The following is a 23,462-nucleotide window of genomic DNA, read 5'->3' on the forward strand; positions in this document are numbered from 1 at the left end:
ACCTTCATTCCGCGCGTCTTGAAATCTCCCAGAGCCCGGTCAGAAAAGGCAAGGTTCAGCTGGATGAGTTTCTCGAGGCGGAGCTGAGCCAGGAGCCCCAGATCGGGTTCATCGTCGGGGTGGGGGCCAACGACGTCAGCGGGATGCTGCTGCCCATCGCCACCAGCCTGACCTACAGCATCGACCCCGAAAATGTACTGGTCACCGGCGCGGTCTCCAGTTCGGCGGCCGCGGCGGCCGAACTGGACATGGCGGTCCAGATGACCCAGCAGTCGGCCAAGGAGGCGCTCACGATGGTCAAAAACTACCTCCAGGAGCTCACCCCGGCCATCAGCATGCCCAAACTGCTGGGCGAGTTCCTGGACAAATACACCATTCACCACCAGCTGCTTTCGGCCTCCTACAACGTCGGCGGCCCATCGGCGGGCTACGCCCTGGCGATCAACACCCTCTCGGCCCTGCTGCACATCGCGGTCTACCACGACTTCGGCATCACCGGCGCCCCCTGGACCAAGGGGATCAAGAAGGGCGAGGTGGGCGGCAGCGTGATCATCGGCGGGCACAAGAAGAAAGCCGAAAAAGTGCTGCTGCACCTGCGCCGGATGTACATGCCGCTGCAGAACTACAAGGACCTGGAGCCCGATTTTTTGATGAGCTACTGGTCCCAGGACAAGGACATCCTGGGGGTCAGCAATTTCGGCGACCTGGTGCCGGAAGTGGTCTGGCTGGGGCCGGACTATGAGGAAAAACTGCTGGAGCTGATCGACATCCGCATCCACTACAAAATCAACAAATACCAGGGCAAAAAGCCCGACGAAAGCGTCAAGCAGCGTATTCTGGAGCTCAAGACGGCGCTGCGCAGCCAGCTGGAGCAGGAACTCGTCCACCGGGTGGAAGCCATCCGGCGCTACCTGCGCAACCCCGAAAAAGACCCCCACCTTTCGCTGGAGGAAATCCTGCGCGCCAAGCCCCGCCCACCCAGGCCGCTGATCGACCCGCTGATGCGCGTGATCCGCAGGCGGCGCCTCTGGCTCAACCGAAAAAAGGACGAACCCGAAGCGCAAGAGCCGCCGCGCCTCTGAACGGCTTCCCCGGCGGCCCCCGGGGTGCTTTCTTGCGTTCGGAAAAAGCGCCAAACTCAGGGCGCGCAGATGAATTCCTCAGGGGCCAGCCGCAGGCCGTCGCAGAAGCGCCCCGCTACCTGCGCCAAGCTCGCGGGAAGCTCCCGCGGGCCGCCCTTGACCGCGATGAAGGTCGCCGCCGCGCCCGGGCCGATCGGCCCGGCGTCAGGCAACCCCAGCAGCCGGGCACCGTTGATTGTGGCGCAGCGCACCGCCTCCTCGACGCTGAAACCGGCCGTCATCAGAATCCCCATTTCTTCGCGCAGCGCCCGGCCGTGATGAACCCCCAAACTACCGGCGTCGGTCCCCAGGGCCACCGTCACGCCGAGGGCGCGCGCGGTCTGCAGCTGCACCAGCTGGTGCTCCAGATTGCGCAGCGCCCCCCCGGCCTCGCGCGAAGCGGGGTCCAGGCTGCGGGCGTAGGCCTGCATGGTCACCGCCGTGGGCACCCAGACCGCGGTGCCGGCCGCCATTTGTGCCAGGTTCTCGGTACCCATGAAAAACCCGTGTTCGATGGAATCGCATCCGGCCGCCAGGGCCAGCCCCACCGGCAGCGCCCCATTGGCGTGCACCATGACCTTCAGCCCCCGCCGGTGGGCGGCCCGCACGGCCGCGCGCAATTCCTCCAGCTGAAACTGCGGCGGGGTCTCGCGCCCGAAGCAGACCAGGCTGTTGAGCCCCGAATTGACGATCTTGACATGGTCGGGCAGCCGCTGCCCTCGCCGCCCAGCCAGATCCAGGGCGGCTTCAAGGGATTCTCCCAGGGAACCGGCAACGACCGCCGGGCGGGCGATCAGCCGGCCGTACCGTCCCGGGGCGTGCCAGGCGACGCCGGCCACCCGCAGCCGCAGGGCCCCCGGTGCGGCCGCCGGGGCTTCGTCCCTGAAACGCAGGGCATGGCCCTGGCGGTCGCCCCCGTCTCGGACGGCCAGCACACCGGCGGCCAAATGCTGGCGCAGGTGGTGGAGAATCACCGGCCGCATATCTTCGTAGCCGGCGGTCAACTGGTGCTCGCGGATGAGCGGATCGGGCGTGCCGGACATGAAGAGATGGACATGGCTGTCCACCAGGGCGGGCATCAGGGTGCAATCGCTGAAATCAAGATCGGCGGCCGCGTCGGCCCCACCGCCAGCCAGGGGCTGGATGGCGCCAAAGCGCCCGTTCACGATCTCCAGCCGCAGGTTGCGCCGGGCCGGCTGCCCGCTGCCGTCGATCAGCCAACCGGCGACCACCCCGCGCGCGCCGCCGGAGGCTAATTTTTTATTGTTTGACAAAAGCCGAGACCTTCATTTATTGAGACTCTTCGACGCTCACCCAAGCGCCTGACCCCCGCTCTGCAGAGGCATACGCGATGCACGGCCATGTCGCCCGGCAACCGATTTTCGATAAAAACCTGAACCTTTTCGGTTACGAACTGCTCTTCCGGGACGGCGCCCTGACCTTCCCCACGGATGTCAGCGGCGATACGGCCACCTCGGAGCTGCTCTCCAGCACCTTTCTGACCAGCGACATCTACACCTACACCGGCATCAAGAAGGCGTTTGTCAACTTCACCCGCAACCACCTGGTCAACCGCATTCCGCTGCTCTTCCCCCGCGAAATCACGGTCGTGGAAATTCTCGAGGACGTAAGCCCCGAGGCGGAGGTCGTGGCCGCCTGCCAGGAAATCGCCCAAAAGGGGTTCACCATTGCCCTGGACGATTTTGTCTACCGGGCCGAGCTCAAACCCCTGATCGCCCTTTCCGAGATCGTCAAGATCGATTTCCGCAACACCAGCCCCGAGCGCATCAGCGCCTACTTCAACCTGCTCAAACGTGACAAAAAGCGCATGCTGGCCGAGAAGGTCGAAACTTACGAGGAGTTCAAGCGCGGGCGCGACATGGGCTTCCAGTACTTCCAGGGCTATTTTTTCGCGCGCCCCGAGGTCATCCAAGGCCGCACCCTCTCCACCCCCGAGATTCACCTGCTGCGGCTGATGGCCGCCGTCCAGGGCCGGGAACTGGATTTCGACCAGATCGAAAACCATATCAAGCGCGACATCACCGTTTCCTACAAACTCCTACGCTACATCAACTCGGCCTACTTCCGCCGCCTGCAGGAGATCACCGCCATCAAGCAGGCCATCCTGCTGCTGGGCGAAGTCGGGATCCGCCGCTTCGTCTCCCTCATGGCCATGGCCAAGCTGGCCAAGGGCAAACCCCAGGAACTGGCGAACCTCTCGGCCATCCGCGCCCGCTTCTGTGAACTCCTGGGAAGCCGGCTGAAACTGAGCGAAAACGCCGGGGAACTCTTCACCGTGGGACTTTTCTCGCTGATCGACGCCATCATGGACGACAGCATGGAAAACGTCCTGCAAAAGCTGCCCTTCAGCCAAAGCATCAAGGAGGCCCTGGTGGGGCAAAACGGTCCGTTGGGAGAGGTCCTGCAGCTGGTCATCGCCTATGAACGCGGCGGCTGGCAGGCGCTTTCGGAGCTCTGCGGGCGGGTGGGCATCCCCGAGGAGACCCTGCCCCCGCTTTACCGCGAAACCCTCGCCTGGGCCCAGGCCCTGGATGCACCCTAGCCCGTTCTCAAACGGCGGCTTCCAGCAGCGCGCAGCGCAGAAGGTCCAGTGCTTTCATGGCGAAACGCGTCTTGTTGGCCAGGCGCCGGCCGGAGGTAAACCGGAACCGGAAGGCATTCGCAGCCTGCGGCCCGGCCAGACCGATACAGACCGTGCCCACCGGCTTCTCGGGGCTGCCGCCATCCGGCCCGGCGATGCCGCTGGTGGCCAGCCCGTAGGTGGCGCCGGCCACCCGCCGCACCCCGACGGCCATCTCGCGCGCGGTCTCCTCATGGACCGCACCCACCCGCGCCAGGGTCTGACCATCGACCCCCAGCACCCCGCTCTTGGCGCTGTTGGCGTAGGTCACCCCCCCGAATAGAAAAAAGCCCGAACTGCCGGGAACGTTGGTCAGCCAGTGGCAGATCAGCCCGCCGGTGCAGCTTTCGGCCACCGCCAGGGTGGCCTTGCGGGCCAGCAGAAGCCGCCCGACCACCGTTTCCATCGCCTCCCCGCCCTCGGAGAAGACAGCCGGCCCCAACCGCTCCCGCACCCAGCCGGCGGCAGCGGCCAGGTGCTGGTCGAGATCCCTGCCAGCAGCGCCGCTGAGGTAGAGCTTGACCTGAATCTGGGGAAAGTCGGCCCGCAGGCCAAGCCGGACGCCCGGGAATTTTTCAGGCAAAGGCGCCAGCCGATCCCCCACCGCCGCCTCGGTTTCGCCGAAGACGGAGACGGTGTGGGTCAGATGACGCTCGCGAGCTGCCGGCAGCAGGCGGTGCAGGCGGGGCAGCACCTGCTCGGCCAGCATGCGGCGCATTTCGTGGGGGACCCCCGGCAGGAAGAAAAACCGGCAGCGGCCGATGACCATCTCAAACCCCGGGGCGCTGCCGACGGGGTTGGCCAGCCAGTCCGCCCCTTCGGGCAGCAGCGCCTGTTTGCGCTGGGAGGGGCTCAGCGGGATGCCCAGAGCTTGCAGAAAGCGTTGCACCGCCGCCAGCGCTTCGGGGTTGAGCACGGTCGCGACACCGGCCGCGCGGGCGGCGGCGGCCGCGCTGAGGTCATCAACCGTGGGCCCCAGTCCCCCGGTAACCACCGCCACCTCGGCCCGAACGCCGATTTCCTTCAGGGTCGCCGCCAAAAGCGCCAGATCGTCCCCCACGCAGAGGTGCCGGACCACCGTCAGGCCCTCCTGCTCCAACCGCCGCGCAATATGGGCGGAATTACTGTCGAGGACGGCGCCCGTCCGGATTTCCTCGCCGGTGGCCAGAATTTCTGCTTGCATGTCGGCTCCCTGGGCATCGGGCCTCTGCCGCCGGATGCGGGTTGACGCCCCCTGGAATCCTCCCTATACTGGGTTTCACCCCCGGAGGCAAGGGTCCCGCCGGGAAGATCCCTGTAACTGGGAGTAGCCGGATGCGGTTTTGGCTCATCATTTTGGGATTGGTTTACCTGGTCTCGCCGGTGGATCTTTTTTCGGATTTTTTCATCGGGTGGGGCTGGCTGGACGATCTTTTGATCCTCTGGCTCCTGTGGCACTTCCTCCTCAAGAACTGGATCAGCGACCGGAGCGCCGGCAACCCGGACGGCCACCAGAGCGACGAACGCTTCGAGCAGCAGCGGTCGGATTCCGCCGCCGGGCAGCCGTCAAGGTCCGCCGATCCTTTTGCGGTGCTGGGGGTGAGGCCGGGCGCACCGGCCGAGGACATCAAGGCGGCCTACCGGCGCCTGGTCAACCGCTACCATCCGGACAAGCTGCAGCACCTCGGGGAGGAGTTTCGCCAGTTGGCCGAAAAAAAATTCAAGGACATTCAGAGCGCGTATCAGTCGCTCAAAGACGCGGGGCAGGTGTAGGCGGGAAAGGCGATCAAAAGCCTTTGGGGAAGCGCTGCTGCATGCCGGCAAAAACCCCCCAAACGGCGGCAAATCCGTAGCCAACGAGAAAAGGGGGCGTAAAACGCCCCCCATGTAATCTTCGCGAACCGGCTGCGATATCAGCGCTTGGAGAACTGGAAGCGGGCGCGGGCGCCCCGTTGGCCGTACTTTTTGCGCTCTTTGGCCCGGGGATCGCGTCTGATGAACCCGGCGCGCTTGAGCAGCTTGCGGAACTCGGGATTGGCAACCAGCAGCGCGCGCGTGATGCCGTGGCGGATGGCGCCGGCTTGGCCGCTGGTGCCGCCGCCCAGGACCCGGATCTTGACATCGTAGGCCCCGAGGGTGTTGGTGGCTTCAAACGGTTGGGCGAGGGTCTTGCGGGCGGATTGCAGTTTGAAATAATCTTCCAGCGGGCGGTCGTTGACCGTGATCTGCCCCGTGCCGGGCATTATCCACGTCCGGGCGATGGAGGTTTTGCGTTTTCCGGTGGCGTAGTAAACTTCTTTTTCCATTCGATTCACCCTTCTAAGAAAATTCCAAAACTTCGGGCTGCTGGGCCTCGTGGGGATGCTGGCTGCCGGCGTAGACCTTGAGCTTTTTAAACAGCTGACGGCCCAGCCGGTTTTTGGGTAGCATCCCCTTGACGGCGAAACGGATCAGGTCTTCCGGACGTTTTTCCAGGAGTTTACGGGCCGTGATGGTCTTCAGCCCCCCCATGTAGCCGCTGTGGCGATAGTAGTTTTTCTGGTCCCACTTGCGTCCGGTGAGTCGGATCTTGTCGGCATTGACGACCACGATCCAATCACCGGTGTCCGCGTGGGGGGTGAAAAGCGGGTTGTGTTTGCCCCGCAGACGGGCGGCGACCGATGTGGCAAGCCGCCCCAGAACGGCGTCCTGGGCGTTGACCACGTACCACTTCTCCTGATTGTCGGCCCTCTTGGCACTGTAGGTGTATTTTTTCACGATTCAAGCTCCTGTTGAAAGAATCCGGATTTGATAAATAAATTCGCCGCCGATGTCAAGGGAAAAACAGCCCGGGCGCACAACACCCCGCCGTCGCCCCGCCTTGACAGCGGTCCGCCGTTGGGGTTAGGCTTCGCTTTAAAAGCTGCGATCCAGCGGCAGCCTCCAAAAGGAGCCCCTACCCATGGGCGGCACCAATCCCGACAGGCTTTCGGTGATGACCTTCAACCTGCGTTTCGGCCTCGCGGACGACGGCGCCAACGGCTGGGAGTTTCGACGCCGGTCCGTGGGCGCCCTTTTGCGGAATTTCCAGGCCGATTTTATGGGGTTTCAGGAGGTCAACCACTTCCAGGCCGATTTTCTGCAGACCCTCCTCAGCGCCCACCGCCTGATCGGCCAGCGCCAGCCGGCCCCGCCCTTCTGGCAAAACAACCTGATCTTCTACCACCGCGCGTGGCGCTGCGTTCACCGCGAGCATTTCTTCCTCAGCGCCACCCCCGGCATCCCCAGCCGCTTCCCGGACAGCCGCTGGCCGCGGCAGTGCACCCTGGGGGTCTTCCAGAGCGGATCGCGCAGGCTGGCGTGTATCAACACCCATTTCGACTTCGAAGACGACATCCAGGTGCGCAGCGCCCGGATCATCCTCCAGCGCCTGGCCCAGCTGCCGGCATCCCAGGCAAGCCTCCTGCTGGGCGATTTCAACGCCGACCCCTCCCGGCCCTGTTACCGGGTTTTCACCGGCGGCGGGCCGGAAACCGGCACCGAAGGCGGCCCCGCTTTCCGGAATGTTTGCAGCCCTCCCTTTCCCGCCACGTTTCACGGTTTCAAGGGCGGCCGCAGCGGCCGGCACATCGACTGGATTCTTTACCGCGGCGGGCTGGCACCGGAAACCTGCCGGGTTATCGAGGAACGCTTCGAGGGCCGTTATCCGTCCGACCACTACCCGCTACGGGCGGTCTTCCGCTGGCAACCCCACCCAAAACCCCAAAACGACTGAGCAGGCCTTGAACCGGCCGCCGGTCCGCCCCGCAGACTCAGGGCAGCGCCCAGGAGCGCGCCACGATGCGGCTGTCGGGCGGGGCCGCCCGGCGGGTCTGCATCTCTTGCAGCACCCGGCCGGCCCCCGCGCGATCGCTAAAACGGCCCACGAACACCCGGTAGTAGCTTCCCTTGCCGGGGACCCAGGCGGCCAGCACGAAACTGTCGTAGGCCATCTCGGCCAGGGCGTGGGCTCGCTTTTCGGCCCGGGCGCGCCGGGTGAAGGAATCCGTGTGAATGCTGTAAGGCAAGGCCTTGGGCCAGGCCGCGGCCGGGTCGTGGGCCGCAGGTTGGCCGACCGTCAGCGGCAAGGGTTCGGCGGCGCTTTGGACCCGCCCCGCGGCCGGGGCCCCGGCTCCCGGCCAGGCCGTCAGATCCAGATCGAAATCCCGCTGCAGGAGGATCCGGCCGTTTTTTTCAAAGACGGCCACCGTTGCCGCTTTCAAGCGTTCCGGGGCCTCCACCGCTTCGGCCCGGAAGGTTTGATAAATGTGGTGGGCGATGGAAAAATACTGCCCCTGCTTTACATCGGCCGGTTTGCCGTCCACCAGCGCCGCGGCGGGCAGCACCCGCCAGCGTTCGGGGCCGGCCTCGCCGGGCTTCAAGTAGACAAAGCTGTAGCCGGCAAGCGGGCCACCGCTGTTTCCCGTGTTGACGATTTTAAATCGGATCTCCAGGCCGCGGCTGTCGGCTTCCGGGCTAACGCTGAAGTCCGCCACCTCCAGGAGCGGCGGCGGGGGCTCCGTGATCCCTGCCGGAGCCGTTTGAGCGGCAACCACCGGCTGCCCGGCGGGGGCCGCTTCCGCCGCCGGGAGGTCGCGGGCACCATCGGCAGCGCCTTCAAGAACCTCCTGGGGGCCTTGGATGGCGACCAACCGCGCCATCAGGACATCCTTCTGGTCGCGCAGGTCCCGAAAGGTCACGCGCGCCGCCTGCAGCTCCCCCAGGAGCTGCTGCTTCTGGTGGAAGCTCCGGACCAAAAGCACCGCGAGAACCACGGCGACGGCCGCCAGGACCACCAGGGCGGCTGTCAGGCCGAGCAGCACGAGCCGCCAGCGGCGCCAAGCCGGGGAGTGGTTCGACCTTTCATCCGGAGCGAAGGCCCACCGGTTGGGGGGCGGCGGCGGAGAGGCTGGCGGGGGAGTGACGTCCATTTTTCCCAAGTCTCAGTGATGTTCAGGCCCCGGCCGGCCAGGCCACGCGCACCGCCGCGCCCCTGCCGACGGCCAGGGTTTCGGCGGCGTTGCCGCAGTTGACGGCGATCTCCAGGGTGGCGCGGCTGCCGATCAGGGCCACCGGCCGGTGGGACGCGGCGGCCGCGTAACTGCTGACGAGGCCCTGGATGCGCTGCCCCCCGATCTCCACCTCCAGCTGCGAATGGACCGCAGCCCCCAGCAGACCCGCGTCAATATTGGTGATCAGGTTGCCGAAACGATCCACTGCAACAACGACGCCGCTGACGGCATCGGCCCCGTCCGGGCGCGCCGAGGGCAGATCGATGCGCACCAGGTCACCGGCCGCCATGGGCGGTCCCAGGCGTTTCAGGGACATCCCGTCGGCCACGGCGGCCGCCACCGGTGCAAAAATATCGCGACCGTGAAAGGTCCGGCTGATCGGCTCCAGGAAAAAGGCGGCGTTTTCGACCCGCACGACCGCCTTCGGCCGGGGGTCCTGCAAAACGGCGCTCAAAACACCGTTGTCGGGCGCGAGAAAAAGCGGCCCGTCCTCCAGAGAAAGGATCACCACCGCCCGCTGGCTGCCGACCCCTGGGTCCACCACCACCACGTGCAGCGTGGATTGCGGAAAGTAGGGGTAGGCGGCCTTGAGCATCAGGGCCGCGCCGGGCACGTCCTGGGGGTCCAGCATGTGGGAGATATCCACCACCACCGCGTTGGGTTTGCGGGCCAGGATAACCCCTTTGACGACCCCCACGTACTCGTCCCGGGTGCCGAAATCGGTCAGCAGGCTGATCAGGCGCATGGGTTCAGGGTCCGTTAGAAAAGCGATTTCTGAACGGGGACCCCCAGATGCCGGTGAGCGCTTTCGGAGGTTTTGCGCCCCGCTGAGGTCCGCATGATATAACCTATCTTAAGCAGATAGGGCTCCACCACGTCCACCAGGGTATCGCCCTCCTCCTGCAGGGTGGCGGCAATCGCCTCGATTCCCACCGGCCCGCCGTTGTAATAGCGGACGATGGTTTTCAGATAGCGCCGGTCAAGCGGCGTCAGCCCCTTTTCGTCGACCCCTTCCAGGGCCAGGGCGGCGGTCACGTTGGCACGGCTGATGACCCCGTCGGCCCGCACCTGGGCATAGTCCCGAACGCGCTTCAGGAGGCGGTTGACGATCCGCGGCGTGCCCCGGCAGCGCCGGGCGAGTTCGGCCGCCCCGCCGTGATCGATTTCGACCTCCAGCAGCGCCGCGGAACGCTGGACGATCTTGACGAGGTCGGCTTCGGCGTAAAAATCCAGGCTGCGAAAAATGCCGAAGCGGTCCCGCAGGGGGGCCGAAAGGAGCCCCACGCGGGTGGTGGCCCCCACGAGGGTGAAGCGCTTCAGGCGAAAGCGGTGACTGCGGGCATGAGCCCCTTTGTCGAAAATGAAATCCACCGCGAAGTCCTCCATCGCCGGGTAGAGGAACTCTTCCACCGACTTGGGGACCCGGTGGATCTCGTCGATGAAGAGGACGTCGTTTTCCTCCAGGTGGGTCAGAATGCCGATCAGGTCCCCGCCCTTTTCCAAGGCCGGCCCGGAGGTGACCGTCAACTCGCCCCCCATCTCGTTGGCGATAATGTGGGCCAGGGTGGTTTTGCCCAGCCCCGGGGGCCCGTGGAACAGGACGTGCTCCAACGGTTCGTGCCGCAGGCTGGCGGCTTCGATTGCGATTTGGAGGGTCTCCACCGCCTCGAGCTGTCCCACATAGTCCGCCAGGCGCTCCGGCCGCAGCGAGAGGATTTCCGGCTCGCGGTCGATGGGCAGCGGCGACTTGGAGAGGATTCCCTGGACCTCACCGCGCTGGGTGATAACGTCATTTGCCATGGTGCATTCACCGGGGTGAGCGGAGGCGGGGCGCCGGCCGCAGGCGGGGCGCGTTTCAGCCCTCCTGGGCGCCGCGGTAAACCTCCTCGAAGAGTTCTTCCGGGGTGGCGATCGCCCGGTTGCGTTTCATCGCGGCCACCACCATCGCGCGAGCATCGGCGCGGCCGTAGCCCAACTGGCTGATCAGCACATCGACCACCTGCTGCTGGAAATCCTCGGCAGCCGGGGCCATAACTTCTCCGGGGGAGCGGATCAGGGCGAACTTGCCCATTTTACCTTCCAGGGTGGCGATGATCTTGCGCGCGGTGCGTTCTCCGATGCCCCTGAGGTTCTTCAACGTCGCCACATCGCGCGCCTCGATAGCCCTGGCGATCTGGCCCACCGGGAGATTGAGCGCCTTGACCGCCTTGAGCGGACCGATGGCCTCGACCGAAATGAACAGTTGAAAAAACTCCCGCTCGGCCTCCATCGTGAAGCCGATCAGGACCGGTTTGGGCTGGCGTTCGGTCTGGTAGTGGAAGATGTAGAGGCAAAGGCTCTCCCCCAGCGCCTTGCCCTTGATCGCGTCCATGACCACCGCCGGCAGCATGACCTCGTAGCCCACCTGGTTGGCCAGCAGCAGTATCCGCTCTTCACCGCGATTGAGAAGCCTGCCCTCGAGATATCCGATCATGTCCACCTGGTGGGCTGCTGGAGATCAACCGGTCGGCGTCCGACACCCCTTGAGGGTCTGTTCGTAGCGAAAAAGGCCGATCAGGGCCAACGCCAAGGCATCCGAAAGGTGGTCGGGCCGAATGGGCGCGGTCAACTTCAGCTGATGCCGGACCGCCCGTTCGAGCTGATCTTTGCCGGCGTTGCCGCTGCCGGTGAGCACCATCTTGGCCTCCCGCACCGGCACTTCAGCCACCGGCAGGCCGCTGCGGCAGGCCGCCAGCAGGATCACGCCGATGACTTTTCCCAGGACAATCCCCGACTTGGGGAACTTGTTGAGAGAGTAGACATCCTCGACCACCATCAGGTCCGGCCGCTCGTCCGCCAGCACCCGGCCCAACCGCTCGAAGAGCGCTTCCAGGCGCGCCGCCGTCGCCAGGGTCTTGTCCGTCCGGATCATGCCGCAGGAGTAGCCCGCCACGGCCAACCCCCGGCCGACCACAATCCCCACACCGGTGGCCGCCAGACCCGGATCGATCCCGATGACCTTCACCATCGCGATTAAAGCCGAGGCCCGGGGCAGCCCCGGGTTGTAAGCGGCCTGCCGTGCCGGCTCACTTCATCCCCTGGAGTGTATTGGCGGCGATCCCGGCTTCACTGCTGTCAGGGTACTTCTGAATCAGGGACTCCAGGATCAAGCGTGCGTTGGCATTGTCGCCGAGGTTGCTGAAGGCGAACCCCTGCTTGAGCAGGGCGGCCGGCAGCTTGTTGCCTTTGGGGTACTTTTCGACGACCTTCTGGTATTCCAGAATGGCCTTTTCGAACCATTTTTCGCGGTAATAGGTTTCCCCCACCCAAAACTGGGCGCTGTTGGCCTGGGGCGAGTCGGGGAAGTCGGCCACCAGCTTTTCAAACAGGCCGCGGGCCTTGGCAAAGTCCCCCTGTTCAAAGGCGGCCCGCGCGGCGGCGTAGCGCTCTTTTTCGCCCGTGGGCGCCGCAGCGGCCTCGCCGGCCGGGGCGGGGGAAGCAGCCGGCTTGGCGCCAGTGGCGGCGGCGGCGTCCAGGTTGAGGTAGGCTTCAAGCTGCCGGATGCGGTCCTCCAGGCCGAGCAGCTTGCCTTCCAGGCTGGCCGCTTTCTGCCCGCGCTGCTGGATGTCGCTTTCCGCCTCGCCCAGCTTCTGGGCGGTTTTGAACTCCACCTCTTCCAGCCGCCCGCTCAACACGCGCAGTTCCTCTTCGAGGTTCTCGATGCTGACCCGCAGGCTCGCCGCCTGACTCTTGATTTCGGAATCCTTGGATTCCAGGCTCTGGCGGGTGTCTTCAAGCTCCCGGCTCTGCTTTTCCAGAACGGCATTGCGGCGTTCCACCGAGGCCAGCCGGCGATCCAGGGTGATCACGTCCTGCTGCGTGGCGCAGCCGGTGGCCAGGGTTGTCAAAACCAATAAAACGACGGGTAGGGTTCTCATGGCAGGTTTGTTCCGATAAACCGGTGCGGTTGCCGAAAAAGCTTACCCGCCCGAAGGCGGGTAAGGGGCCAGAAGGCACGCGGCAGACGGGTAAGCCCATCTGCCGTTCACACGCTCGGCGGCCGTCGAAGGGGATCAACGGCGGAGAGCAAATTTTATTCGATGACGAATTGGGCCCGCCGGTTCTTGGCCCAGGCTTCCTCGTTGCTGCGGGGATCGATCGGGCGCTCCTCGCCGTAGCTGATGGTGGTCAGCCGGGAGGGGGAGATGCCCAGATCCACCAGAAAGGACTTGGCGGACTCGGCGCGGCGCTCCCCCAGCGCGAGGTTGTACTCGGTGGTGCCGCGTTCGTCGGTGTGGCCTTCGATGATGGCCGTGACGTTGGGGTTGGCCCTCATCCAGTCGGCCTTGTTTCTGAGTATTTCCTGGGCTTCCGGCAGCAGCCGGGATTTATCGAACTCGAAGTAGATGTTCTCGTTCATGAAACGGCTGCGCTCGGCGTCCATCGCCTGCTGGGAGAGCAGCTGCTCCTGCTGGAGGCGCTCCTCCTCCAGGGCCCGCTGCCGTGCCAGCTCTTCCTGGCGGGTGCGCTCGGCGTCCAGCGCGGCCTGATCGGCCTGGGTTGCGGAGGTGACCCCGCTCTTGGCGCAAGCGCTCATCATCAGCGCCATCGGCAGCAGCATCAAGAGCGCCACCATCAGCCACATTCTTCTTTTCATCCGACCTCCTCCTTTTGCATATCGCAGTAAAAGCGGTTGACCTTCAATTTACGATTCTGCGCGACCACTTGGGGTTGGTCTGCTCCCCCGGAAGGGCCAGCAACCGGCGTTGATCGGTACCGTAGCCGGTCATGACATAGATCCGGTAGGGGCCTTCGCGGTTTGAACTGAAAACGACCAGGCTGCCATCCGGGGACCAGGACGGGGATTCATTGTTCCCGGTGTTGCGCGTCAGCTGGAGCCTTTTTCTAGTTCCCAAGTCAATGACGTAGATATTAAACCCCCCATCCTCGGCGGACGAGTAAGCGATCCGGTCGCCCTGGGGCGACCAGCTGGGGGTGGTGTTGTAACGCCCCTCGAAGGTGAGTCTTTCTTCGCGTCCGCTGACCAGGTCCTGCACGTGTATCTGGGGGGTTCCGGAGCGGTTGGAGACAAAGGCCAGCTTGCGGCCGTCCGGCGACCAGACCGGCGAGATGTCTATGCCTTTACTCACCGTCACCCTTTTAATGATTTTTCCAGCGCCGGTCAACAGATAAATTTCCGGGTCGCCGGAAAAGGAAAGCGTTGCGGCCAGCTCGAATTTATCGGGTGCCCAGGCCGGGGTCGCATTGAGCCCCGGGCGATCGACGAGGCTGCCCCGGCGCTGGACCAAGTTGCGGATATAAATATCCGGCTTGCCTTTGCGGTAGGAGGTGTAAGCCAACCACTTGCCGTCCGACGACCAGTCCGGCGAGAGTGTGATGGCCTTGTTGTGGGTCACCTGCTGGGGGTCGTGACCGTCGAAATCGGCTGTGAAGATTTCCTTGTTGCCCGGGCCGTTTGAGACAAATGCGATCCGGCTGTCGAAAATGCCGCGGTTGCCGGTGAGCGCGAAGATCACCTCGCCGCAGAAGCGGTGAACCATCCGCCGCTGGTCGCCGACCAGGCCCTTGTAGCGCTTGCCGATCAACAGCTGGGACTTGAAGGTGTCGAAAAGACGCAGTTCCATTTCGATGTATTGGTCTTTCAGCGACAGGCCGCCGGTCACGAGCAACTCCGCACCGATGGCGGTCCAGTCCTGAAATTTGATGTTGGGGGCGATGATCCCCATCGTTTCGGGCTTGACCAGAAAGGCGCCGCTATCCAGGATCTTGAAATAGCCGGTAAACTCCAGCGCTCCGGCCAGCTGTTCGGCGGCCTGGGCGGCCGCCTGGCGTTCGGCCGGGTGGCCGCCCACCGCCTTGAAGTCCGGAACGGCCATGGGGATCTTGCGCAGAAACGGGTTGGTGATGTCGATGTAGTCATAGTCGGCACGCGCAACCCCCGCAAGGGCCAGCAGGCATGCCAGCAGGGCCGTGGCCAACAGGTGCAAGCGGATGGGGGCCATAAGGGCAGTCAAACTCCTATGATGCGTGATGCGCCAGGGCGCTCCTGGAACGCTGTGAAAAAGCTAGCGCAGGCCTTCGGGGCCGAAGCGCAGCCCCACCTCCACATAGGCGGCCCTGAGGCCGGCGGGGTGCGGATCGACGGGGTTGGATTTCACGACGGCCTTGTAGGCCGAATCGTCCAGATAGGCGTTGCCCGAGCGATCGGTGAAAAAGATGTCGCGGATTTCGCCGTTGGGCATCACTTTGAAGACCAGGCTGGCCCGAATGTTCTTGTTGCTGCCGGCCAGCTGCTCCGAGAAGGCCCAGTTTTTCTGGACCCGGTAGGCGATTTCAACGCGGTAGATGTCCTTCAGGTCCGACACTTCCCCGCCCCCGCCGCCGCCCGGAGGCCCGCTTTTGCCCTGACCCGCGGTCGGCGCGCCGCCGTCGCCGGCCTTCTCGCCGGCCCCCGGGGCGGGGCTTTTGTCCACCTGTTGGCGCAGGCGTTCGAAGGCGGCCGCCAACGGGTCGGGGCGGTTGGCTTCCACCGCCTTTTCGATTTTCGCCAGGGCGCTGTCTATGACCTTCTCCGACTGGAAGGTTTGGCGCTTGAGCGAGGCCTTGGGCTTGGGCGGCTCGGGTGCCGCCGTCGCCGTGACGGGGGGTGCCGGCGCCGGGGCCTCGGGCTCGGGGACCCTGATTTCCGGTTTGGGGGCCACCTTGGCGGTTATGGTCTTGGGAGGGGCGCTTTTGACCGGTTCGGGGGCTTTCGGGACCGGCGCCGGATCCTTTTCGGGGGCGACGGCGGCCCCCCCGCCCCCCTGGGGCTCGGCCAGGCTCACCAGGTCGACGTTGATCACCGGCGGGGAGAACGACGGGCGCGATTTCGGCGCGGGGGCGAAAACTAGGGCCGCAAACAGGAAAAAATGGCACAGCAGCGAAAGGACAAGGGGCAGCCCCCAGGCGGGGCGCTCAGCGCGCCCCCCGCCCAAAAGATGGTGTTGGAAATCGGACCGCTCGTCCATCAACTTCCTTTTTCGGGCGCGGCGGCCTTCTCATCCGGGGAGAGCGGCATGGTGATCATGCCGAGCTTTTCGACCCCGGCCGCCTTGACCTCGGCCATTACCCGCACGACGATGCCGTAGGCGATGTCCCGGTCGGCCTTGAGAAACACCTGCCGGTCCTCGCGCCCCTCCAGTATTTTGAGCAGTTTTTGCTGCAGAAAGTCCATCTCGACCTGCAGTTCGTTGATGAACACCTGCTGATTTTTGTCCACCGTGATCACCAGGTGCTCCTGATCGGACTGCAGGGGCGCCGAGCTGGCCTCGGGCAGGGAGACATCCACCCCCTGGACCATCATCGGTGCGGTCACCATGAAAATGATCAGCAAGACCAGCATGACGTCCACGAAGGGCGTCACGTTGATTTCGGACATCAGACCGCTGTCGCTGCCGCCGGCATTCATCCCCGCCTCCTCTCGATGCGCAGAATGTCGCGCTCGACGATATTCAGAAAATCGGCCGCGAAGCTCTGCAGCTCGGACTCGATGGTGCGAATTTTCTGGGTGAAATAGTTGAATCCGATCACCGCCGGGATGGCCACCGCCAGGCCGGCCGCCGTGGCCACGAGGGCCTCGGAGATCCCGGGGGCGACAACGGCGAGGCTGGCGGAGCCCCGCAGACCGATGCCGTGAAAGGAGCCCATGATGCCCCAAACCGTCCCGAAAAGACCGATAAACGGGGTGGTGTTGCCGGCCGTCGCCAGAAACGGGACCAATTGGGACATCCGCGTGGTTTCGGTGTTGATGGCGCGCCGCAGGGCGCGATTGACGTTGCTGGTGCCGGCAAACTGCATGGTGATCTGCCCCTGGCCGTCATCCGCATCCGAGGCGCCCCCGGGTTCCGGACCCGCCGCCTGGCTGATCTTCTTAAGCTCCACGTAGCCGATCCGGAAGACCCGCGCGATCGGACTGCCGCTGAGGGTCTTGGCCTTCTTGAAGGCATCCGAGAGATCGCGACTTTTCCAGAAGAAGTCGATAAAGGCCGCGCTCTGCTGAAAGGCCCGGCGGATGTAACGGTATTTGATCACAATGATGGACCAGGTGGCGATGGAAAAGAAAAGCAGCAGGAGCAGCACAAACTTTACCATCGGGCCGGCATTGCTGATCATCTGGATCAGGTCGAAGTCTTGGGGAATCATCGTTGCTCCACTATGCAAAGGATGTTTGGGGGTCCAAAAGGCCGCGCGATCGGTTTACCAACGCCCACTGCGGGGACCGCCCCGCCGGGGACGGGGCGTCATCGCGACCCCTTGGGGCGACGGCTGAAAGGCGGACACCCGTTATGCCGTCCGCCGCGCCGGGCATCCCGGCGATGGCCGCAGGGGTCTGCTGCCTGCCGGTCTTTTTCGCGATTGGGGTCTGCAGGGGAAAAAGTCACTCGGGACGCCGGGGCAGCCGGTCGCGAGGCTGTCGGGGAATTCAGGCTGCCGCATCGCGGCGCACCCTTTCTCCGAGGGGCGCCGGATCAGGATTTTTTCCGATTTATACGACGTTGACGGCGCTGTCAAGGCGTTTGGCGTGCGGCAAGTCAACAGCGCTATTGCCTATCGGCCCGGTTCCTGATATTTTATATTTTTTATTTTTCCGGAACCCACTGGATGAGGGCTTCCCGCCGCCGCGTACCGGACCCGCCTGCAACCGCCCGCCCCTCATCATGTCCCGAAGCGGCCCGTGGCCGCGTCACCTCAAGGTATCACCGCCGATGGATCCGATCGCCAACTTCCTCTTCGAGGCCCGCATGCTGAAGGCGCTGCCGCGCTCGGGCTACCAGTTCCTGGGCAACGGCCGCGAGAGCGTCGCCGAACACGTCTACATCACCACCATGATCGGCTTTGTCATGGCGCAGCTTAACCCGGATGTCGACAGCCTGCGCCTGATGGGCATGTGCCTGCTGCACGACCTGCCCGAGGCCCGCACCGGGGATCTCAACAGCGTCCAGAAATGCTACGTAACCGCCCGGGAGCACCAGGCCCTCGCCGACACCGTCGCCGCGCTGCCCTTCGGTCCCGCCATCGACGTCCTGCTGGCGGAATTCAACGCCAACCAGACCCCCGAGGCCCGCTTGGCCCACGACGCCGACCAGCTATCGTTTATCCTGGACCTCAAGGCGCTGGCCGATGTGGGCTACCGCACGCCCCAGAAGTGGATCGCGCACGTCGTCCAGCGGCTGCGCACCGACACCGGCAAAGCCATGGCGGACAGTATTCTGCGGACCGACTGGGACGCCTGGTGGCTCAAAAATTATGTTGACAGCCCCAAACGAAGTTAATAGGAATTTTTTTTTGTTCAGTTCCCAGCGGCCAAATTAAATCTTTAACCAAATGGAGGTCACGATGAACTGGTTGATCAACACGCTTGGATCATCCATCGGGAAAAAATTGTTGATGGCCCTCACCGGATTGGGCTTCATCAGCTTCCTGGTGGGACACCTGGCCGGCAATCTCACGATCTACGGCGGAAAGGACGCCTTCAACAGCTATGCCGCCCACCTCCATGCCCTGGGGCCGCTCGTGACCGCCGCCGAACTGGGACTGCTGCTCTTTGCGGTGATCCACATCGCCACCGGGGCGGTTCTCTTCTATGAGAACCTCAAGGCGCGTCCCGAGCGCTACAAGGTCAACAAATGCGGCGGCGGGCGCACCATCGGCTCGGCCACCATGCCGTATACCGGCTTTCTGGTGCTGCTATTCGTGATCTTTCACCTGCTCAACTTCCATTTCGTGGATAAAACCGACACCACCATCTTCCAAATTGTCTCCGACGCGTTTAAAAGCCCGGTTTATGTCTTAATTTACGTCGTGGCCATGGTGATCGTGGCGCTGCATGTCAGCCACGGGTTATGGAGCGCCTTTCAGAGCCTGGGCGCCAACCACCCCAAATACATGCCCGCAATCATGACGGTCAGCATTGCGATCAGCGTAATTTTCGGGATCGGCTTCGGATTTCTGCCCGTCTATATTTCGCTTTTCTCATAGAAAGGAAAGATCATGCAGCTTGACGCTAAAATTCCGGATGGCCCCCTGGCGCAGAAGTGGGACCGACACCGTTTTGAACTCAAACTGGTCAACCCCGCCAACAAACGCAAATTCGACATCATCGTCGTCGGCACGGGGCTTGCCGGTGGGTCGGCATCCGCCACCCTGGCGGAGTTGGGCTACAACGTCAAAACCTTCTGTTTTCAGGACAGCCCGCGCCGGGCCCACAGCATCGCCGCCCAGGGCGGGATCAACGCCGCCAAAAACTACCCCAACGACGGCGACAGCATCTGGCGGCTTTTCTACGACACCATCAAGGGCGGCGACTTCCGCGCCCGCGAGGCCAACGTCTACCGCCTGGCCCAGGTCAGCAACAACATCATCGACCACTGCGTGGCCCAGGGGATCCCTTTCGCCCGGGAATACGGCGGGCTCCTGGCCAACCGCAGCTTCGGCGGGGCCCAGGTCTCACGCACCTTCTACGCCCGCGGCCAGACGGGGCAGCAGCTGCTGCTGGGCGCCTACAGCTCGCTGGCGCGCCAGGTCGCGGCCGGCAAGGTGACGATGTTCCCCCGGCGGGAAATGCTGGATGTGGTCATCGTCGACGGTCAGGCACGCGGCATCGTGGTGCGCAACCTGATCAGCGGCGAAATTGAAACCCACGCCGCGAATGCCGTCGTCCTGGCCACCGGCGGCTACGGCAACGTTTTTTTCCTTTCCACCAACGCCATGGGCTCCAATGTCACCGCGGCCTACCGGGCCTACAAGAAGGGGGCCTTCTTCGCCAACCCCTGCTTCACCCAGATCCACCCCACCTGCATCCCGGTCCACGGCACCTACCAGTCCAAACTGACCCTGATGAGCGAAAGCCTGCGCAACGACGGGCGGGTCTGGGTGCCCAAAAAGGCCGGCGACACCCGGCGTCCCGCGGATATCCCCGAAGACGAGCGCGACTACTTCCTGGAGCGCAAGTACCCCAGCTTCGGTAACCTCGTCCCCCGGGACGTGGCCTCGCGCAATGCCAAGGAGCAGTGCGACAGCGGCAAGGGCGTGGGGGAAACCCGCCTGGCGGTCTATCTGGATTTCGCCGATGCCATCAAGCGCGACGGCAGGAACGTGATCGAGAAGAAATACGGCAATCTCTTTCAGATGTACGAAAAGATCACCGCCGACAACCCCTACGAAACCCCCATGATGATCTACCCGGCGGTGCATTACACCATGGGCGGCCTGTGGGTCGACTACAACCTGATGAGCACCGTTCCGGGCTTGTTCGTGCTGGGCGAGGCCAATTTTTCGGACCACGGCGCCAACCGCCTCGGCGCCAGCGCCCTGATGCAGGGCCTGGCCGACGGCTATTTCGTCATTCCATACACCATCGGCGGGTATCTGGCCGGCACCCCGCAGCGGGAAGTGACCACCGCCGATCCGGCTTTCAAGACGGCCACCCAGGCGGTGAACGCCCGCATTTCCAAGCTCCTGTCCATCAACGGCCGCCGCACGGTGGATGATTTCCATCGCGAACTCGGCAACATCATGTGGGACTACTGCGGCATGGCGCGCACCAACGCCGGGCTGGAGGTCGCCCGCGGCATGATCCAGAAGCTGCGCGCCGAATTCTGGGAAAACGTCAAGGTCCCCGGCGAAAACGGCGAGTTCAACCAGAGCCTCGAGCGCGCCGGACGGGTGGCGGACTTTCTGGAATTCGGTGAGCTGATGCTCATCGATGCCCGGGCGCGCCAGGAATCCTGCGGCGGCCACTTCAACGAAGCCTTTCAGACCCCGGAAAACGAAGCCCTGCGCGACGACGAGAACTTCTGCCACGTCGCCGCCTGGGAATTCAGGGGCGAAGGCCAGGAACCGGAATTTCATAAGGAGCCGCTGGAGTTTGAAAACGTCCATCTTTCGCAAAGGAGCTACAAGTGACCAAGACCATCAATCTGACCCTCAAGGTCTGGCGTCAGAAGGGACCCCATGTCAAAGGCAAACTCGAGACCTATCACGCCAACAACATCTCCACCGACATGTCCTTTCTGGAGATGATTGACGTTGTCAACGAGCAGCTCACCCTGGACGGCAAAGACCCGATCGCCTTCGACCACGACTGCCGCGAGGGCATCTGCGGCAGTTGCGGGGCGGTGATCAACGGCCGCCCGCACGGGCCCGAAAAAGGCACCACCCTGTGCCAGCTCCACATGCGCCACTTTTCAGACGGCGACACGGTGGTGGTGGAGCCCTGGCGCTCGCGGGCGTTTCCCATCATTCGCGACCTGGCCGTGGACCGCGGGGCGCTGGACAAGATCATCCAGGCCGGCGGATACATTTCGGTCAATGTCGGCGGCGCCCAGGATGCCAACGCCATTCCCATCCCCCAGGAGGTGGCCGACAAGGCCATGGACGCCGCGGCCTGCATCGGCTGCGGCGCCTGCGTGGCGGCGTGCCCCAACGCCTCGGCGATGCTTTTCGTGGGCGCCAAGGTGTCCCAGCTGGCCCTGCTGCCCCAGGGTAAACCCGAGGCTGCGCGGCGGGCCATCGCCATGCTCTGCACGGCGGACAAGGCCGGTTTCGGAAACTGTTCCAACGAACGCGAGTGCGAGGCGGAGTGCCCCAAGGAGATTTCGATCACCAACATCGCCCGTCTCAACCGCGAGTTCTTCAAGGCCAGCTTCGGCTCTGCGGTCCAGTGAGCCGGCTGGCGGGGCGATTGTGGCGGCGACCGGTGAGCCATCCGGCCGCCGCGGTCCTCAAAAGAATACGCCTCCGGACAGGCGGGTTGTGAGAAAGGCCGAAAGGCAGCCGAGGATTTGCGCGGCTGCCTTTTCTGCTGACCCACCCGCCCGCATTGCAGAATTCCCGCGGCACCCCCCAAGGCGTCGGACCCCTCAAGCTCCAAAACCTGTCGGTCGATAGGAAAATCACACCAAACCCGTGCTGACCCCGGACCTGCCACCGCCCCCGCGGTTGGGAGATCGGCTGCCTTTGGGCGCAGAAACCTGCGAACGGAGCGTCGGCAGCATCTTACCGCCTCCCACAATCCTCTGTCGGACTGACCTTCCGGCCAGTTTGCGGTCCCAAGGCGAGGCTCCGGTGGTTCAGACGGGCGGCCACCGCCGGGCACGGGTTGGCATGGGTCCGCGATTTAAGGGTCACGAAAGAAAATGACCCCCCAAAATGGCGCCGGATTTTGATTCGGCGGCAAATCCGGACCCCGGCGAAGAAATCGTCTTGAAACGCGAATGGGCCCCAATGGATTTTGCGACCATCATCGGCGTGGTGTCCGGCATTTCCCTGATCGTTGCCTCGATTCTCATGGGAAGCGGCCTGGGATTGTTCGTCAATCTCCCCTCCATTATGATCGTCGGCGGCGGCACGCTGGCGGCCACCCTGATCGCCTACCCGCTGAAAGAGTTCCTCTCGGTAATCGGCCTCTTCCTCAGGGTGTTCATGTTCAAGCAATCCAAGCCGGAAGCATTGATCCAGCAGCTGGTAGAGATCGCCAACAAGGCCCGCAAAGGGGGCCTGCTCTCCATCGAAGGCGCGATTGCGGAGATCAAGGAACCCTTTTTGGCCAAGTCGCTACAGATGACGGTGGACGGCGTCAATACGACCGACATCGCCGGCATCATGCAGAAGGAGATCTCCCTTTTACAGAAGCAACACAAGGTGGGCTGGGAGATGTTCGCCACCATGGGGGCGTATTCACCGGCCTTCGGCATGGTGGGTACTTTGATCGGCCTGGTTCAGATGCTGGCCACCCTGGACGACCCCTCCACCATTGGGCCCAAGATGGCGGTCGCCATGATCACCACCTTCTACGGCGCACTGGTTTCCAACCTCTTTTTCCTGCCCATGTCGGCCAAGCTCAAACGCCGCAGCGCGGAGGAGACCCTGAATCTCAACCTGCTGCGCGAAGGGGTCCTTTCCATCCGTGAAGGCGAGCACCCGCGCCTGATGGAGGACAAGCTGACCGTCTACCTGTCGGGGAGCAAGAAAAACGGCGAAAAGGGCCCTGAAAAAACCAAGGAATTGGCCAAGAATGAAGGCTGAGACGGGCCCGCATGCTTCTCGGGCTGCGGCGCAGGTTAAGCCCACCTCAATCGGGGCGCTGCGGCCCCCACCCAAAGGCAGCTAATGGCGGAACAGGACTTACAGCAGGCCTCGGTGCAAGCGTTCAGAGACACGGACAGTGCCCGAGCCGACAGCGAACACCACGAGGATGAGGAGGATGTGCCCGTCGAGGGGGCCGGCTGGATGGCCACCTATGCCGACATGGTTACCCTGCTTTTCGCCTTTTTCGTCCTGCTCTTCGCCATGAGTTCGACCCAGCAGGATTCCTTCAAGGAACTCATCCAGTCGCTGAGAAGCGCCCTGGGGGTCCAGATGGTGCCCGAGGCCGGCACCCGCGAAGGCCTGGTCATGCACCAGGCCCCCGAGGAAACGCCCCGCCTCCAGGCCGTGGACGAGGCCGGCGGGATGGTGCAGAAAGAGCTGGACGCGATCGTCTCGGAGGTCCACGAACTGATCATGTTCAATCAGCTGGGGGGCAAGGTGCGGGTCGTTGAAAACGGCAGCGGGGCCACCATCACCATATCGGATCTATTGCTATTTCCGGCGGGCCGGGCCCAGATGAGCGAGGAGGGACTCCACATGATGAAAAAAATCTACAAGATCCTC

25 protein-coding genes are annotated in these 23,462 nt (G+C 64.0%); 10 read left to right on the forward strand and 15 right to left on the reverse strand.

What is annotated here, in order from left to right:
- Window positions 1–1,082: hypothetical protein (locus LJE63_00565; protein ID MCG6905084.1), on the forward strand; the 1,082-nt coding region annotated here is incomplete at its 5' end.
- Window positions 1,083–1,138: 56 nt separating this feature from the next.
- On the opposite strand, the gene LJE63_00570 is transcribed toward LJE63_00565, so the two are convergent.
- Window positions 1,139–2,395 (reverse strand): amidohydrolase family protein, encoded by a 1,257-nt coding sequence (locus tag LJE63_00570; protein ID MCG6905085.1) that lies wholly within the window; start codon window positions 2,393–2,395, stop codon window positions 1,139–1,141.
- A 77-nt stretch (window positions 2,396–2,472) separates the two neighbouring features.
- Here LJE63_00570 and LJE63_00575 point away from each other — a divergent pair, with 77 nt between their 5' ends.
- Window positions 2,473–3,684 (forward strand): HDOD domain-containing protein, encoded by a 1,212-nt coding sequence (locus tag LJE63_00575; protein MCG6905086.1) that lies wholly within the window; start codon window positions 2,473–2,475, stop codon window positions 3,682–3,684.
- A 7-nt stretch (window positions 3,685–3,691) separates the two neighbouring features.
- Here LJE63_00575 and LJE63_00580 read toward each other — a convergent pair whose 3' ends face one another.
- Window positions 3,692–4,945 carry a CinA family nicotinamide mononucleotide deamidase-related protein gene (locus tag LJE63_00580; protein ID MCG6905087.1) on the reverse strand — a complete coding sequence of 418 codons (1,254 nt, stop codon included), beginning with the start codon at window positions 4,943–4,945 and terminating at the stop codon, window positions 3,692–3,694.
- A 131-nt stretch (window positions 4,946–5,076) separates the two neighbouring features.
- Between LJE63_00580 and LJE63_00585 the strand changes: the two genes are divergently transcribed.
- Complete coding sequence (locus tag LJE63_00585; protein ID MCG6905088.1) at window positions 5,077–5,514, forward strand: DnaJ domain-containing protein; 438 nt, start codon at window positions 5,077–5,079, stop codon at window positions 5,512–5,514.
- A gap of 140 nt (window positions 5,515–5,654) precedes the next feature.
- Here LJE63_00585 and rpsI read toward each other — a convergent pair whose 3' ends face one another.
- Both rpsI and rplM read right to left on the reverse strand, forming a co-directional pair.
- Window positions 5,655–6,047 (reverse strand): 30S ribosomal protein S9, encoded by a 393-nt coding sequence (gene rpsI, locus LJE63_00590; GenBank protein MCG6905089.1) that lies wholly within the window; start codon window positions 6,045–6,047, stop codon window positions 5,655–5,657.
- A gap of 13 nt (window positions 6,048–6,060) precedes the next feature.
- Window positions 6,061–6,498 (reverse strand): 50S ribosomal protein L13, encoded by a 438-nt coding sequence (gene rplM, locus LJE63_00595; protein ID MCG6905090.1) that lies wholly within the window; start codon window positions 6,496–6,498, stop codon window positions 6,061–6,063.
- Window positions 6,499–6,682: 184 nt separating this feature from the next.
- Between rplM and LJE63_00600 the strand changes: the two genes are divergently transcribed.
- Window positions 6,683–7,495: an endonuclease/exonuclease/phosphatase family protein gene (locus LJE63_00600; GenBank protein MCG6905091.1), complete on the forward strand. Its 813-nt coding sequence runs from the start codon at window positions 6,683–6,685 to the stop codon at window positions 7,493–7,495.
- Window positions 7,496–7,532: 37 nt separating this feature from the next.
- Here the strand turns inward: LJE63_00600 and LJE63_00605 are convergent, their stop codons facing one another.
- From LJE63_00605 to LJE63_00655, 11 genes are all read right to left on the reverse strand, one after another.
- On the reverse strand, window positions 7,533–8,582 hold the full coding sequence (locus tag LJE63_00605) for an SPOR domain-containing protein (GenBank protein ID MCG6905092.1): 1,050 nt from the start codon (window positions 8,580–8,582) through the stop codon (window positions 7,533–7,535).
- Between the two features lie 130 nt (window positions 8,583–8,712).
- On the reverse strand, window positions 8,713–9,516 hold the full coding sequence (locus tag LJE63_00610; GenBank protein ID MCG6905093.1) for an SAM-dependent chlorinase/fluorinase: 804 nt from the start codon (window positions 9,514–9,516) through the stop codon (window positions 8,713–8,715).
- Window positions 9,517–9,530: 14 nt separating this feature from the next.
- On the reverse strand, window positions 9,531–10,571 hold the full coding sequence (gene ruvB / locus LJE63_00615; GenBank protein ID MCG6905094.1) for a Holliday junction branch migration DNA helicase RuvB: 1,041 nt from the start codon (window positions 10,569–10,571) through the stop codon (window positions 9,531–9,533).
- 55 nt (window positions 10,572–10,626) lie between these two features.
- A complete protein-coding gene (locus LJE63_00620) occupies window positions 10,627–11,244 on the reverse strand; it encodes a Holliday junction DNA helicase RuvA (protein ID MCG6905095.1) in 618 nt (205 codons plus the stop codon).
- Window positions 11,245–11,268: 24 nt separating this feature from the next.
- Window positions 11,269–11,778, reverse strand: coding sequence for a crossover junction endodeoxyribonuclease RuvC (locus tag LJE63_00625; GenBank protein MCG6905096.1), 510 nt, complete (start codon window positions 11,776–11,778; stop codon window positions 11,269–11,271).
- Between the two features lie 58 nt (window positions 11,779–11,836).
- The gene (gene ybgF / locus LJE63_00630; GenBank protein ID MCG6905097.1) at window positions 11,837–12,688 is read right to left on the reverse strand and encodes a tol-pal system protein YbgF; all 852 of its coding nucleotides are present in this window, start codon (window positions 12,686–12,688) and stop codon (window positions 11,837–11,839) included.
- Window positions 12,689–12,843: 155 nt separating this feature from the next.
- Window positions 12,844–13,407 (reverse strand): peptidoglycan-associated lipoprotein Pal, encoded by a 564-nt coding sequence (gene pal, locus LJE63_00635; protein MCG6905098.1) that lies wholly within the window; start codon window positions 13,405–13,407, stop codon window positions 12,844–12,846.
- A gap of 43 nt (window positions 13,408–13,450) precedes the next feature.
- On the reverse strand, window positions 13,451–14,773 hold the full coding sequence (tolB, locus tag LJE63_00640) for a Tol-Pal system beta propeller repeat protein TolB (protein ID MCG6905099.1): 1,323 nt from the start codon (window positions 14,771–14,773) through the stop codon (window positions 13,451–13,453).
- A 63-nt stretch (window positions 14,774–14,836) separates the two neighbouring features.
- Window positions 14,837–15,778, reverse strand: coding sequence for a TonB C-terminal domain-containing protein (locus LJE63_00645; protein MCG6905100.1), 942 nt, complete (start codon window positions 15,776–15,778; stop codon window positions 14,837–14,839).
- The gene (gene tolR, locus LJE63_00650) at window positions 15,778–16,218 is read right to left on the reverse strand and encodes a protein TolR (GenBank protein MCG6905101.1); all 441 of its coding nucleotides are present in this window, start codon (window positions 16,216–16,218) and stop codon (window positions 15,778–15,780) included. Before tolR ends, LJE63_00645 begins: the two co-directional genes overlap by 1 nt.
- Window positions 16,215–16,952, reverse strand: a complete 738-nt coding sequence (locus tag LJE63_00655; protein MCG6905102.1) for a MotA/TolQ/ExbB proton channel family protein — start codon at window positions 16,950–16,952, stop codon at window positions 16,215–16,217. The genes tolR and LJE63_00655 overlap by 4 nt, the downstream gene beginning before the upstream one ends.
- Window positions 16,953–17,515: 563 nt before the next feature.
- Here LJE63_00655 and LJE63_00660 point away from each other — a divergent pair.
- The 6 genes from LJE63_00660 to LJE63_00685 all read left to right on the forward strand — a co-directional run.
- Complete coding sequence (locus LJE63_00660; protein ID MCG6905103.1) at window positions 17,516–18,082, forward strand: HD domain-containing protein; 567 nt, start codon at window positions 17,516–17,518, stop codon at window positions 18,080–18,082.
- A 64-nt stretch (window positions 18,083–18,146) separates the two neighbouring features.
- On the forward strand, window positions 18,147–18,788 hold the full coding sequence (locus LJE63_00665; GenBank protein ID MCG6905104.1) for a succinate dehydrogenase cytochrome b subunit: 642 nt from the start codon (window positions 18,147–18,149) through the stop codon (window positions 18,786–18,788).
- A 12-nt stretch (window positions 18,789–18,800) separates the two neighbouring features.
- Window positions 18,801–20,714 (forward strand): fumarate reductase/succinate dehydrogenase flavoprotein subunit, encoded by a 1,914-nt coding sequence (locus tag LJE63_00670; protein ID MCG6905105.1) that lies wholly within the window; start codon window positions 18,801–18,803, stop codon window positions 20,712–20,714.
- Window positions 20,711–21,475: a succinate dehydrogenase/fumarate reductase iron-sulfur subunit gene (locus tag LJE63_00675; GenBank protein ID MCG6905106.1), complete on the forward strand. Its 765-nt coding sequence runs from the start codon at window positions 20,711–20,713 to the stop codon at window positions 21,473–21,475. Before LJE63_00670 ends, LJE63_00675 begins: the two co-directional genes overlap by 4 nt.
- A 538-nt stretch (window positions 21,476–22,013) precedes the next feature.
- Window positions 22,014–22,835 (forward strand): MotA/TolQ/ExbB proton channel family protein, encoded by an 822-nt coding sequence (locus LJE63_00680; protein MCG6905107.1) that lies wholly within the window; start codon window positions 22,014–22,016, stop codon window positions 22,833–22,835.
- Between the two features lie 114 nt (window positions 22,836–22,949).
- Window positions 22,950–23,462 (forward strand): flagellar motor protein (locus LJE63_00685; protein MCG6905108.1); only part of this gene is annotated, 513 nt, incomplete at its 3' end.

It is taken from the genome of Desulfobacteraceae bacterium (assembly GCA_022340425.1).
GTDB lineage: Bacteria > Desulfobacterota > Desulfobacteria > Desulfobacterales > JAABRJ01 > JAABRJ01.